The sequence below is a fragment of the Sporosarcina sp. P16b genome (assembly GCF_002743065.1).
Taxonomy (GTDB): Bacteria; Bacillota; Bacilli; order Bacillales_A; family Planococcaceae; genus Sporosarcina.
Genome location: NZ_PDYO01000006.1, coordinates 13666 through 26821, shown reverse-complemented (window position 1 = coordinate 26821; position 13156 = coordinate 13666). Strand labels below are relative to the sequence as shown.

Below are 13156 nucleotides of genomic sequence, written 5' to 3'. Positions count from 1 at the left end.
ATCCGTGTCTTGACACCGGTCATGATACACATGATAATTTAAATGAATAGATAATTCATATATAACACTTCACATGACTAGGGGGAGGACGATGCATGTGAGGAAGAAGTTAAAAATAGGAACGATGATCCACGGTGTCGGCGAGAAAATTTCGGACTGGCGGCACCCTACTATGCCATCAGATGCAAGTGTAAGCTTCGAATTTTATAAACAACAAGCCCTAACGTCAGAACGCGGGAAATTTGATTTTGTTTTCATCGCAGATGCTTTATACATTAATGAAAAATCGAATCCACATTACCTGAATCGATTCGAACCACTCACGATACTTTCTGCATTGGCAGCGGTGACGTCGAATATCGGATTAGTCGGCACATTATCGACTACCTATTGCGAGCCTTTTTCTGCAGCGCGACAATTTGCTTCACTAGATATGTTGAGCGGTGGACGAGCAGGATGGAATGCGGTGACGTCCGGATTGGAAAAGACAGCATTAAATTTTGCTAAAGAAATGAAAGATCATCCAAATCATGCCACACGTTACCGGATGGCTGCCGAGTTCGTGAACGTCATGAAAGGCTTGTGGAATTCTTGGGAAGAAGATGCCTTTATACGCAATAAACAGACCGGACAATTTTTCGATCCAAATAAATTACATACATTGAATCATGAAGGTGATTTCTTTTCTGTACAAGGACCTCTAAATATCGGCCGATCACCGCAGGGACAACCAGTAGTATTTCAGGCTGGTTCATCAAAATCGGGTATTGCATTTTCCGCACAACAAGCAGATGTAGCTTTCGCCATTATGCCTACTTTAGAAGAAGCGCAGCGCTATTACATAGATGTAAAGGAGCAAACAGAAGCTCTTGGACGTAAACCCGATGACTTGTTGGTTCTACAAGGCATCAGTCCGATTATTGGAGATACGATAGAGGAAGCGGAGCGAAAATTCGAAGAACTTGCCGATTTGGTAACGATTGAACAAGCGCTTGCTTTTTTAGGTCGTCTTTTTGAACATCATGATTTTTCACAATATCCATTGGATGAGCCTTTTTCCGAGATAGGATGCATTGGCAAAAATAGTTTTAGAAGCGATACCGATCGCCTTAAGTCTGAAGCACGTAAGCAAAACTTAACTTTGCGTCAAGTAGCTTTACGAGAAGCCACACCGCGCACGCCTTTTCTGGGTACACCGGAGCAAGTCGCTAATCTTATCGAAGCCTGGTACGAACAGAATGGAGCGGATGGTTTTATGCTCATTGCAAATTTGCCAAGCGAATTAGAAGCGTTTGTTGATAAAGTTGTCCCTATCCTTCAAAAGCGCGGGATTTTCAGAACAGATTATGAAGGGACTACTTTACGCAAAAACATGGAGTTGCCTTATGCGGAAAACCATTATTCACTTTAATAAATAAAGTCTATAAGTAGATCCTTTTCAAACAATTTAGTACTATGCATATTTCTTTGTTGTATAATTATCTAATAATTATCCAGAGGTTCTACAATGAGGAGGCATCACATGAATATGGACCCGCTAACGTATTCCTATGAAGTTCAGAATATAGTGAAAAGTTCGCATCAATTAGATACATGTATTTCGAAAACAGAATTAATTGATTATATCAGCAAGTTAGCCAAGATTGATGTAATGGATATGTATATTGATCAATATAAAGATAATGTAACTAGTCTAGTCATTTACGAAGCAATTGCACAAGCTTTCAAGTTCCACTTAGAACGAGTTCCTGTGTTGACCACAGAGAAAATCGGTGCTTTTGAGATTCCTCCATTAACGGACTTGGAAACTTGCAACAGTCTCCCTTCACAAGTCATTTTGGATTTATATTTGGCTCATCACAATCATCACGTGACAGGTGACGAAGTCCGCACTATGATTAACCACTATTTCGGTATGAATTTAGTTGGAATTGACGGGTTGGGGAAAACTAGAATTTCTTTGTATTCAAAAGGACAGTGGCTCGTGAAAGATGATCAAGATTTATTTGTTATTCATACCGGAACAAAGGATGTAGACGTGAAAATCTACTGCACAGACTACTTTACGGCCCGTACTGGATCGAAAAATATACCGACTGAATTACAACAATCTTTAGCTGGTTTGGGATATAGTTATAACGCGCAAGTAAATGCGTATTATTATTCAAATCCTTCAGGTCTTACAGTTTCTAATGCATTTAAAGGAAAAACAATAGATGCGATTATAGAACTTACACATGTATTATACAAATCTATCTGATGAATACAAAAAGCCCGAGAAGAGACTGAAACAGCCACTTCGTCGGGTTATTTACTTTCCAAAGGAAGATAGAAACTTCACGCGATCCCCCATTGGCGGTATTGTATTATCAATCAAGTAAATTTCGAGAATGGATGGCCCGTTCACGTTCATCAGCTCATCTATTACTTCTTGGGTTAGATCCTCCATCGTTTCAATTCGTTTACTCGGTATGTTCATAGCCGAAGCCATAGCTGCAATATTCACCGGTTCTTGTTCAAACGATGGATGGGAACGCTTATATTGCAACGAATGTCCATGATAGACCATTCCTAAGCGTGCATTATTCATCACAACAAATAAAATAGGCAACCTATGTTCTTTTGCGGTGAGGATCTCCATACCATGCATGAAGAAACAACCGTCACCCGTAACGCAAACTACTGGACGTTCAGGCTCAGCAAGCTTCGAACCAATTGCAGAACCTATACCGCTCCCCATCGCCCCAAAATGTACATTAATATCAAATGTATCGGACTCCACCACATTCATATCATGAATGATATACGCCATGAACTCACCTATATCGACGGTATATCTAGTACTGCGGGGAGTGTATTTTTGCAGGTGCCTCAATACATTTTTCGTATTGTACCCTTCACTATCCGCTCTCCCTATTTCTTGCTTCGTAAATGCTTGATCTTTTGTCGGCAAGTTCAAAGTTTTTAATTTATCTAGTAACGCGGTCAAGCTTAAATCTATGTCTCCCAAAACAGCAACATCCACTTCATATTTACGATTAAAAACGGATGAATCGTAATCCAGTTGAATAGTGTACCGATCTTGAGTGAGATTGATGTTCCAATTATTCGTAGCCGTCTCGCCTAAACTGGAGCCTACGACCAGTAAAGCTTCACCATCACTCCCATTGATCAATGAAGAAGCCGTGTCATGACCGGCAAAGCCGAAGACGCCAGCGTGAAGTGGATTGTCATCTGCAATATAGCCTTTTGCCTGTGGTGTTGTAATAATTGGCCACCCGAGCATCTCTGCTAACTTAAGTAACGGATCGACTGAGTTTCTGATACCTTGTCCTACAAAAATATATCCATCCTGTTTACTGGCAAGCTCCGTTGCAACAGACTGTATGATGTTTTGATCTGGAACAATCGGCGTTCTTTTTGGTGGTGCCGGTATTTCGGGAGACTCAATTGGATTGATCTGAATATCTATCGGCATGGCGATATGGACCGGCCCCGGTACACCGGAAATTGCTATTTCACAGGCCTTTGCCACTTCGCCAAGTAAATCATTAGAATCCGTTACAGTTACACTATATTTCGTCACTGATTTAAAGAGTGGTTCAGCATCCAGTTCTTGAGAGGCATTTAAACCGACAGTATCGACAGGCACTGCGCCCGTCAAAAATAATACAGGAACATGTTCTCGCATGGCGTTTGCGGCACCTGTTAGTAGATTGGTACCGCCAGGCCCGCTACATCCAATACACACACTCATAGTAGCCGTGTATTTAGCATAAGCAACTGCCATATAGGAAGCCGCGCCTTCATGTTTTGTCACAATCGGTGTCAGTTCAGGTATTTCATACAACTCATCAAAAAATGCATTGACCGAACCTGCCGGGATGCCAAAAACGTGTTTTACCCCACTAGCTCTTAAATAATCCAATACTGCTCGAACAGCTTTCATAAAAACTCTCCTTTAATAGCCAGATATGTGCTTTCGAATTCATTAACCTTCTGCGGCACATTAAAGTAATAACCTTGCATAATGTAACATTCTTTCGAAGCTAAAAATTCGGCTTGTTCCAGCGTTTCGACACCTTCAGCAACTACATCCAGGCCCAGGTTTTTTGCCAATGTAATAATTGTATTCGCGATGGCTGAATTGTCGTCATTACTTTTCAATTCTTGAATAAAGGATTTATCTATTTTCAATGCATTGATTGGCAAGTTTTTTAAATAACCTAAAGAAGAATAGCCTGTACCAAAGTCGTCAATGGACATTTTGATGCCGATTGCCTGTAATTCTTTCATTGTCTGGATAGTCAGTTCTGTATTCTTAATGATTTGGTTCTCCGTAATTTCAAGACATAAAAGTTCCGGTGATACCCCTACTTCATCTAATATACCTTTAACTGTTTGGAATAAATTATTTTGTTCAAACTGACGGGCCGATAAATTTACGGATACTACAATCGGTGGATATCCTTTTTCTTGCCACTTCTTGATTTGTTTACACGCACTTCTGATCACCCACTCTCCGATAGGAACGATTAGTCCCGTCTCCTCCGCCAGCGCAATAAACCTATCCGGCGAGATCAATCCTTCTGTTGAATGATTCCATCTCAATAACGCCTCTGTTCCAATGATAGTACGTGTACTATAATCAATTTGAGGTTGAAAATAAAGTTCCAACTCACCATGATCAAGCGCTTTATATAAGGCATTTTCAAACTTTACATTTTCAAACGTCCTGATATCCATCGCCAAATGATAAAATTGATAACTGCTGCCAGATACAGTTTTAGACTGATACATCGCGATATCGGCATTTTTTATTAATAATTCCGCCGTCTGCCCATCTTGCGGATATAAACTGATCCCTATACTGCTATGGATATGCATTTCATGTCCTTTTAGATTGAAAGGCTTGTTAAATTGATCAACAATCTTTTCCGCCACCTCTATCACTTCTGCTTCGGAGTCAATACAAGGCAAGTAAATAATAAATTCGTCCCCGCCTTGACGAGAAGCTGTAGCGCCTTTGGGAAGGCATGCACATATACGTCTTGCTACATGTGTCAATAAAATATCACCATAGCTATGCCCTAATAAATCATTGACTGATTTGAAACGATCCAAGTCCATGAACAGTACAGCTGCTTTTTCTTTAAGAGTATGAGCAAAACTCAACCCCTGTTCCATGCGATCTTTTAAAAGCACCCGGTTGGGTAAATTGGTCAAGCTATCATAATACGCATGGTATCTGATTTCTTTCTCCATCTTCTTTCTTTCAGAGATATCTTTAAATGTAACGACATCCCCAACGATCCTATTTCCTTCTTTGATGGATGATCTAACATATTCTACAGGGAAGCTAGATTGATCTTGCCTAAAAAATATAACTTCATCTTTGTTCGTATTGTTTTCATTGTAAATAATACTGACAGGTTTACCTATTAGCTCGTTCTTAATCTTATACCCTAGCATCATGGCTGCGGCTGGATTACAAAAAGTAATGACGCCATGTAAATCCAGCCCGAATATCCCTTCACCTGCCGAATGGAGAATCAGTTCTTTCTCTCGGCTAATCCGCTTTAATTCTTTCATCGCCGTTTCAAGTTCGTTATTCTTCTCCGTTATCTCTGCGGTCCGCTGTTCTATGATCAACTCTTGCTTTTCCATATTCAATAAGTTCAATAAAGTGGAAGCCGTTGTATCGATAATAGATTGCGTCAGTTGCTGACTGGCCTTGGCGTAATTCGGACTTTTTTGTTGAAGGTCTGCAATGACTATTAAACCTAATACCTTCCCCATGGAAACGATAGGAAGAATAAACATCGATTGAATACCAAAGTATCGACATACTTTATGGTTCACTCGATCGTCTGCAAAGACATCGGGAATAAGTTCTGCTTTTCTAGATGCAATGACTTCTCGGAACACCTTATCATTTTCATCGTCAAACTTTATCTCGACATGAGATTTCACCCACGCTTCTGCAGACCAATCACTATTACGATTAATGGTTGCAGGCTTAATCTTCATTTGCACCGATGGATCGATTAAATGTACACCTATATTATTGTTTCCAAGCACTCTTTCTATATATAGAAAACATATATCCAGTGCTTCCTGCATCGTAGAACACAGTGATAAATCACGAGTTATATCTAACAATAATTGCTTTTCCTGAATAAGTTCTTCTTTATTCGTTAGCAGTTTGGCATTTTGAATAGCAACAGCAGCCATATTGACATAGGACTGAACTGTTTGAATCTCGATTTCCGTCAAGTTCATCGGTATTCCATAGTCGAACAAGAAAACTAGTCCAAATAACTCCATTTCGCCGGTAATGGGCAAAACCAATAGAGATTTTATCTTAAATCCTTCGACTGCCCTTGGATCAGGTCGATGGTCTTTAGATGTATCCGGTATATATATCGTTCTTTGTGTTTCAATTACTTCTTTCGCCAGTAAATCGAAGTCAGTATCAATTATATGCATATCGAGCGTCATGCCATTGATCACTTCGGGTTTTCCTACGAACCCCCTGAATGATCCGTCTTGTTGTGGCAAATAAATTCCGACCGAGTCACATTGAACAATCTCTTCTGATATAGCAGTAACGACGTGATTCAGTACTTCTCTTAACTCTAGCTTTGTATTTATTAGCTTTGTTATATTCGCTAGACGAAGATATCTTGTTTGATCTTTCACTATTCAAACCTCCTATTCTACCAAAGTTAATTACCCATTTATAGTGTAGTAGACACTCTCATCTATATCGAGAAATAACATCATATTATGCTATTTAACAAATAATTTAATATAGCCTTTCACGAAATATTACAGCTATATTAAATATACAATGAACAGGAGAATTTTATATACGCAAATAGTAGTATTCAGGAGGAGAATGACAAAATGCCCCCCAGCAGAAGAATAGCTGCTGAGGAGTTTACTTGTATATATTTAGTTTCTAAGCAAGAATATTACTCCACCTACACCAAGATCAATTTCGGAGTTGAAACTTTCCGGCCAATCATTATTCAAGTTAATAGTCATATCGCCCACTCCCTTATCAACCGATAAGTGGCTCAGACGGACTTATGCAAAATCCATAAACCTTTTCTTTTTTGTTGAATCTTCACATAACAGATGGATACCATTTTCCACGTTCGTATCGATTGGAGTTCTATTGATGATTATTTCATTTTACGACAAAAAAATGCTTACACTGATACACCACAATTCAGCATAAGCAATTTCCATATTAATTATATTTAAACTTTTGGGATAATTTTATTATCAATCAATTCATCAAAAAGTCTTCTCTTTTACTCCAAAGTGATTCAGTTAACTTACGTTGGTGATACATTTGAATTGTAAAAACCACTAAAGCACGTTTAATAATTATTTGTTCTCTTTGATTTAATTTTTGTTTTCCAAATACCATTAGATTACCGAGCAGCACCTTATTGCCTTTAATTAAAAATGATTCGTAAAATAAACCATTTTGCTGATTTGTAATGACACCGCTTGCCTTCAATTTCTTATACGCCACTCGTTCTTCTTCACATTCGAAATATGACGAATATACTTCATTGTAATGATCAATAACGATGCTACGACCAAGAGTAGTACCGAGCGTATGGATTATATCATTAATATCTTTATCCTCCAAGAATAGTTCGGTTAACTGATTTTGAATCTTCTCTGATTCGATGATATTTTCATTTAGCCGTTCGATTTCAGCATACATATCGTCTAATACGGACTGCATTGACTCGCTTTGATAGTAACGTAAGTCCAATAAATGCGCTTCATCACAATGTGCTACAGTTTCAGCGACAAAGTAGCACTCGGCATCTCCCTTACCACGGCATGTTTTCTCGTACACGATTACTTCCTTACCAAAGGCACTTGTTAAGTAACCGCTTGCATAACCGATTAACGTCCAACAAATAGGCTCATTTCCAAATTCATTTTCAGATAAATGATTCTCAGATTCAAAAGAGTTTTTCCAATAACCCGTAAGATATAAATGATCATCATTAATTTCCAATATGTCGGGATCCACAGTTACAATGCCTTCTAATGTATGCATGACCGTTCCTGAGATTATTAGTTCCTCCAGGGACTCCCAGTCATATCTCATTTTTATGGATTCAGCAGCCCGCTTGCCACAAGCCCAGCCATATCGCATTAAAAATCCTTTGGTACGTTCTTTGCCAAGCGTATTAATTAAATCATTACGTAAAATACTAAGTGCTTCTACCGAAATTAATCCCATTCTTTTATCATGAAGTTTAATGATCCCCGTACGAGGATTGATATCAATCAAATTCTGTAATATCAAGTGATTAGCTTTCATCAAATTATCTCCCTTCACCTTCTTAACAGCCCATGCGCCAAAAAACTTGTTTTGCAATCCACTTTCTATAGTGATTTAAGTGACAGCCGCAATGCTTGATACATCAATATTCTCAGAATTATTACATTCCATTTATAAGGAAATATAAACAAATAACCCTGACATATCCCGTACAAATACTATACCCGTAATCAATAAACCATACAAAAATAGCCAGCATGAGTCCAATTAAATATAGACTTCACACCGGCTAGATCGATTATTTTATCAACGCCAAATAATCGGCATTATCAAATTTATTTATTAGTCTCGCTCAACTAAGGTAGAGATACCCTGTCCCACGCCAATACACATCGTTGCTAAACCTAATTTACTATTTCGACGTTTCATTTCATGTATGAGTGTTGCCAATATTCGGGTACCGCTCGCACCTAAAGGATGGCCCAACGCTATAGCACCACCGTTAACATTAACCTTTTCAATAGGTAGATGCAGATTATCAATACAAGCCAAAGATTGAGAGGCAAAAGCTTCGTTTAGCTCAATTAAATCCAAATCTTTCACATCTATATTTGCCTTCTTCAATAACTTCTTCGTTGAAGCAATAGGGCCAATCCCCATAACTCTTGGTTCCACTCCGGCTGTAGCAGACATTTTATAATAACCCAATATATCCAAACCCAGTTCTTTTGCTTTATCTTCTCTCATTAATAACACTGCCGCCGCGCCGTCGTTAACGCCTGAAGCATTCCCAGCAGTTATCGTTCCATTAGAGAATAGTGGTCGAAGTTTTTCTAACGCATTCATCGTAGAATCGGCACGCGGATGTTCATCTGTATCAACCGTGATTTCCTCACCTTTGCGCGTTTTAAAAGTTACAGGGATGATCTCGTCTTTGAAAACACCCTTCTCTTGCGCTACTTTCGTTTTCATCTGAGATTGAAAAGCAAACTCGTCTTGTCTATCTCTTGAGATATTATAATCACTCGCAACATTTTCCGCAGTTTGCGGCATAGTGTCCACTCCATAAAGCTCTTCCATTTTCGAATTTACAAAGCGCCATCCAATCGTTGTGTCCTGAAGTTTCATATCTCCCCTTGGAAATGCACGCTCCGGTTTTGCCATTACATAAGGTGCTCGTGACATACTCTCTGTCCCACCAGCAATAATTACATCTTGTTCACCCGCAAGAATTGCACGTGCTCCAAAGTTTACCGCATCAAGTCCCGATCCGCATAGACGATTCAATGTTGTCCCACTGACCTCAATTGGTAAACCAGCTAAAAGTGCTGACATTCTTGCTACATTTCGATTCTCTTCACCTGCACCGTTTGCATTCCCGAAAATAACATCATCAATTTTCTTAGGATCAACAGCTGGATTACGTTTCAGTAAGGCTTTGATAACCATCGCACCTAAATCGTCCGCACGAACTGTACTGAGTGCTCCTGCATATCTACCGATTGGTGTTCGAACTGCATCAATAATCGCTACTCTGCTCATTGCGCACTTTCCTTTACTAGTTGATCTGACACCATATAGTGTAGTGCTGTAGACTCTTTAATGTCTTCTAATGTAAAGCCATCAGTCACCTCTATCAGTTCATATCTACTCTTTGACCACTTGAACGTAGCCCGTTCGGTAATAATTACATCCGCTGTTCGTTCTGAGGTGATAGGAAAACTACACTCATCCAATAGCTTTTTGTCGCCATCTTTTGATGTATGGAGCATTGTAACAATAATAGTTTTTGCACCTTCAAGTAAATCCATTGCTCCTCCAACACCAACAATATCTTTACCAGGAATAGCCCAATTCGCAATTCTTCCTTTGGAGTCAACTTGCAATGCTCCCAAGATAGCTATATCGATGTGGCCGCCACGAATCATAGCAAATGAATCGGCACTATGGAAATATGAAGCACCAATTGCTTCACCTACCGGTAGCTTTCCTGCGTTTACAAGTTGCGGATCCAGATGCCCTTCTTTCAATTCGGAAACTCCCAGCATACCATTTTCCGTATGGAAATAACATTCGCTATCTCCTAGATAATCAGGTACTAATGTTGGAATTCCGATTCCTAAATTAATAATGGAGTACTGTGGTATGTGGGAAGCTACTTTTTGAGCGATAATTTGCTTATAATTCATACTCTACTCTTCTCCCTTCAAGCAAAGTAGCTTTACTCTGCACAATGTAGTCTATAAATAAATGTGGTGTAATAACAGCTTCAGGATCAAGACTTCCAGCAGGCACGATTTCATCAACTTCTACAATTACTGTATTAGCAGCAGTTGCCATTAAAGGGTTAAAGTTTCGGGCAGTCTTATAATATGTCAGATTCCCCATTTCATCTGCTTTATGCGCTTTAATGATAGCTATATCTGCTTTTAGAGACTTCTGAAGAACATACGTCTTACCATCAAATACTTTTTTCTCTTTGCCTTCAGCTAGTTTAGTGCCTGCGCTTGTACTTGTATAAAAAGCGGGAATGCCAGCTCCGCCTGCTCGAATGGCTTCTGACAATGTACCTTGTGGAAGAAGTTGAAGCCGTAATTTGTTCTCATTATACATTCGGACTGCTTCTCTATTACTCGTAAAGTAAGAGCCGATTGCTGTACCTATTTTACCTTGTTGTAAAATAATGCCCAAGCCAACGCCCTCTTCTCCTACATTGTTACTGATGACAGTTAAATCTGCCACTTCTTTTTCTTCTAGTGCTTTTAGAACCGTTAATGGACTTCCGATTAATCCAAACCCTCCGACCATCACAGTCATTCCACTTGAGAATTTGTCCGCTGCTTCTTTTGCTGTAATTACTTTATCTCTCATTGGAAAACTCTCCCTTTAAAAATTTATTGATATTGCATAATAATTCTGATTGTAAATTAAAAGCTAGCTCATAATGATTTTTGTTTGTTTGTATCACTTGTATATTGGTCTCTTTCAATAAAGTTGTATAATTTGATCTGGTAAACAGTGGACGGTCAGACAGATTACCTTCTCCTGTAATGAGCAACGTCGGCCTTTCATTTTTTTCCGCTACCTTCTCCACGTCGTACAAATAGAAACTATCGAAGTCTTGTTTAATCAGCTCCGAGTTCGACAGATTCCCGTACCCATCCTCTTTCTGTTTGCACTCGTATTCGATTGCCTGAATAACTAACGAATCTACTATTACTTTCAAGTTTTTATAAACATTTGCCGTTGCCTCAATATAATGCTCACAGCTTGGAAAGACATTTTCCATTCGTCCTAACGAAGGATAAACCATCTTCTTCCCCTCTACGTCTACATGGCCACCACCATCTAATAAAATCACACGCTGGACAGATGAATGTTCTCCCGCTACTCTTTGTGAAATATATGCTCCCATGGAATAGCCGAACAAACTGACTTGCTTCAGCTGCAATGAATCGATCATCTCGATAATATCCTTCGCATGCGTTTCTATAGAGGAGTCAGCTAACTGGACGGAACTATCTCCGCGGCCCCTTAGATCCACAGCTATGATTTGATAATCGTTTTTGTACTCATTTATATACTTTGTTAATTGAAATTTATTTCCAGTCAATCCGTGTATGAAAATAATCGTTCCCTTGTCGCTGTTTTCTTCGGAATACAGGTTATAACTCAGACTTCCCCCATCCTTTAGACCAATCAACTGATCCATGTCTATCCCTCCATTTTCATTTCACTGTAAATATTGAGTATTGAACACCACTTGGTAAACGTTCACCCGTAGCGACGAATATATGTTTATTCATCCAGTCATACTTTGGAGAATCCGTCTCGAAAATTGGAGCATGTCTGAAGTAATACTGATCAGCGGGCACCTTTTCACCTCTGTTCAATTTTTCAAGAATCTCCTTAGGACCCGTACGGATTCCACGATAAATCATTAAAATCGTTTCGTGATCATCTGTTTCAAGGACGATCTTCACATCTTGAATAATTGTTCCGTCTTCCCTGACAGTTATCCAGTCCGAACCTCCTGGCAATACTTTCGCTTCGAATTTTGGTCCCGTTAGCTTACCGCCGGTTACTCCAATAATTCGTCTTCCTGAACCATTATAGGTTTTCTTTAAAACAGGAAAATCAACTTCAACGTCCAATGTCATATTACATAAGAACTCCAAATTAGGCGCATTATAAAATTGCATAGTAAATTCCACACTTTCTTTTATAATTTATATTTAATAAAATAAAAAACGACATCAACCAGAAGGCAAAATTTTGCCTTTTGGTTAATGCCGTTATTAACTGAGGTATAAAGGTATTGGGTACCTTCTGTCAGTGAACAGGCAGACTATTTTTCAATCTCATCACAATAACGTTGATGAGCATTTTTTAAAGCTACAATAACTGATTGTTGCGATGGTGCAATAAAGTTCTTTTTAATTCTCTCAATTATCTCATCTAACTCATCGTGGAAATTAGAACCAACCAATAGTTTAGAGAAATAACTTGATGCCAAGCTAGTTATAAAAGTAAACTCTACATCCACAATTCTATGGGTCTCTTTGTCGATCTCCATGACTAATCCTGCATGCTTAAACCGTTCATACATCGCTGAACCTTGTGGAGCCTTTGAATACGCAGTCACTAATATAGTATCCAACAGAAAAGACACCTCATCAATAGGTATTTTAAATTGTACATTAATCTTATCAGTATGTATTTTTGTTGTCAACATTCAAATAACTCTGTAAAGTGCAATTCACATTTACCATATTCTTACTTTTAAGTATACAAAAATTCGTTACGCCATTTAACACATGAAGAATTAAATTCATA

11 protein-coding genes are annotated in these 13156 nt (G+C 38.8%); 2 read left to right on the top strand and 9 right to left on the bottom strand.

All coding sequences use genetic code 11. The features are described 5' to 3' along the window. The first annotated feature begins 91 nt into the window (after window positions 1-91). Together CSV77_RS09040 and CSV77_RS09035 are read left to right on the top strand one after the other, a co-directional pair. Window positions 92-1411 carry an LLM class flavin-dependent oxidoreductase gene (locus CSV77_RS09040; protein WP_199203729.1) on the top strand — a complete coding sequence of 440 codons (1320 nt, stop codon included), beginning with the start codon at window positions 92-94 and terminating at the stop codon, window positions 1409-1411. 111 nt (window positions 1412-1522) lie between these two features. Then, window positions 1523-2260, top strand: coding sequence for a hypothetical protein (locus tag CSV77_RS09035; protein WP_099673144.1), 738 nt, complete (start codon window positions 1523-1525; stop codon window positions 2258-2260). A gap of 51 nt (window positions 2261-2311) precedes the next feature. On the opposite strand, the gene CSV77_RS09030 is transcribed toward CSV77_RS09035, so the two are convergent. The 9 genes from CSV77_RS09030 to CSV77_RS08990 all read right to left on the bottom strand — a co-directional run bounded on the left by CSV77_RS09030 (window position 2312) and on the right by CSV77_RS08990 (window position 13055). Next, window positions 2312-3949: a thiamine pyrophosphate-binding protein gene (locus CSV77_RS09030; protein WP_099673143.1), complete on the bottom strand. Its 1638-nt coding sequence runs from the start codon at window positions 3947-3949 to the stop codon at window positions 2312-2314. After that, entirely contained in the window at window positions 3946-6705 is a 2760-nt protein-coding gene (locus CSV77_RS09025) for an EAL domain-containing protein (RefSeq protein WP_099673142.1), read from the bottom strand. Before CSV77_RS09025 ends, CSV77_RS09030 begins: the two co-directional genes overlap by 4 nt. A 592-nt stretch (window positions 6706-7297) precedes the next feature. Continuing rightward, the gene (locus CSV77_RS09020; RefSeq protein WP_099673141.1) at window positions 7298-8359 is read right to left on the bottom strand and encodes a XylR N-terminal domain-containing protein; all 1062 of its coding nucleotides are present in this window, start codon (window positions 8357-8359) and stop codon (window positions 7298-7300) included. A gap of 303 nt (window positions 8360-8662) precedes the next feature. Further along, window positions 8663-9862: an acetyl-CoA C-acyltransferase gene (locus CSV77_RS09015; RefSeq protein ID WP_099673140.1), complete on the bottom strand. Its 1200-nt coding sequence runs from the start codon at window positions 9860-9862 to the stop codon at window positions 8663-8665. Next, window positions 9859-10509 carry a 3-oxoacid CoA-transferase subunit B gene (locus tag CSV77_RS09010; protein ID WP_099673139.1) on the bottom strand — a complete coding sequence of 217 codons (651 nt, stop codon included), beginning with the start codon at window positions 10507-10509 and terminating at the stop codon, window positions 9859-9861. Before CSV77_RS09010 ends, CSV77_RS09015 begins: the two co-directional genes overlap by 4 nt. Next, the gene (locus CSV77_RS09005; RefSeq protein ID WP_099631819.1) at window positions 10499-11191 is read right to left on the bottom strand and encodes a CoA transferase subunit A; all 693 of its coding nucleotides are present in this window, start codon (window positions 11189-11191) and stop codon (window positions 10499-10501) included. The genes CSV77_RS09010 and CSV77_RS09005 overlap by 11 nt, the downstream gene beginning before the upstream one ends. After that, window positions 11181-12032 carry an alpha/beta fold hydrolase gene (locus CSV77_RS09000; RefSeq protein ID WP_099673138.1) on the bottom strand — a complete coding sequence of 284 codons (852 nt, stop codon included), beginning with the start codon at window positions 12030-12032 and terminating at the stop codon, window positions 11181-11183. The genes CSV77_RS09005 and CSV77_RS09000 overlap by 11 nt, the downstream gene beginning before the upstream one ends. A gap of 16 nt (window positions 12033-12048) precedes the next feature. Continuing rightward, on the bottom strand, window positions 12049-12522 hold the full coding sequence (locus CSV77_RS08995; RefSeq protein ID WP_099673137.1) for a DUF3237 domain-containing protein: 474 nt from the start codon (window positions 12520-12522) through the stop codon (window positions 12049-12051). A gap of 146 nt (window positions 12523-12668) precedes the next feature. Next, complete coding sequence (locus tag CSV77_RS08990) at window positions 12669-13055, bottom strand: DUF3870 domain-containing protein (protein ID WP_099673136.1); 387 nt, start codon at window positions 13053-13055, stop codon at window positions 12669-12671. Window positions 13056-13156: the final 101 nt, after the last annotated feature.

What these genes read in the sequence shown, in the direction of transcription:
- CSV77_RS09040 (WP_199203729.1), top strand. Translation starts at nt 92, where the DNA reads ATGCATGTGAGGAAGAAGTTAAAAATAGGAACGATGATCCACGGTGTC.
- CSV77_RS09035 (WP_099673144.1), top strand. Translation starts at nt 1,523, where the DNA reads ATGAATATGGACCCGCTAACGTATTCCTATGAAGTTCAGAATATAGTG.
- CSV77_RS09030 (WP_099673143.1), bottom strand. Translation starts at nt 3,949, where the DNA reads ATGAAAGCTGTTCGAGCAGTATTGGATTATTTAAGAGCTAGTGGGGTA.
- CSV77_RS09020 (WP_099673141.1), bottom strand. Translation starts at nt 8,359, where the DNA reads ATGAAAGCTAATCACTTGATATTACAGAATTTGATTGATATCAATCCT.
- CSV77_RS09015 (WP_099673140.1), bottom strand. Translation starts at nt 9,862, where the DNA reads ATGAGCAGAGTAGCGATTATTGATGCAGTTCGAACACCAATCGGTAGA.
- CSV77_RS09010 (WP_099673139.1), bottom strand. Translation starts at nt 10,509, where the DNA reads ATGAATTATAAGCAAATTATCGCTCAAAAAGTAGCTTCCCACATACCA.
- CSV77_RS09005 (WP_099631819.1), bottom strand. Translation starts at nt 11,191, where the DNA reads ATGAGAGATAAAGTAATTACAGCAAAAGAAGCAGCGGACAAATTCTCA.
- CSV77_RS09000 (WP_099673138.1), bottom strand. Translation starts at nt 12,032, where the DNA reads ATGGATCAGTTGATTGGTCTAAAGGATGGGGGAAGTCTGAGTTATAAC.
- CSV77_RS08995 (WP_099673137.1), bottom strand. Translation starts at nt 12,522, where the DNA reads ATGCAATTTTATAATGCGCCTAATTTGGAGTTCTTATGTAATATGACA.
- CSV77_RS08990 (WP_099673136.1), bottom strand. Translation starts at nt 13,055, where the DNA reads ATGTTGACAACAAAAATACATACTGATAAGATTAATGTACAATTTAAA.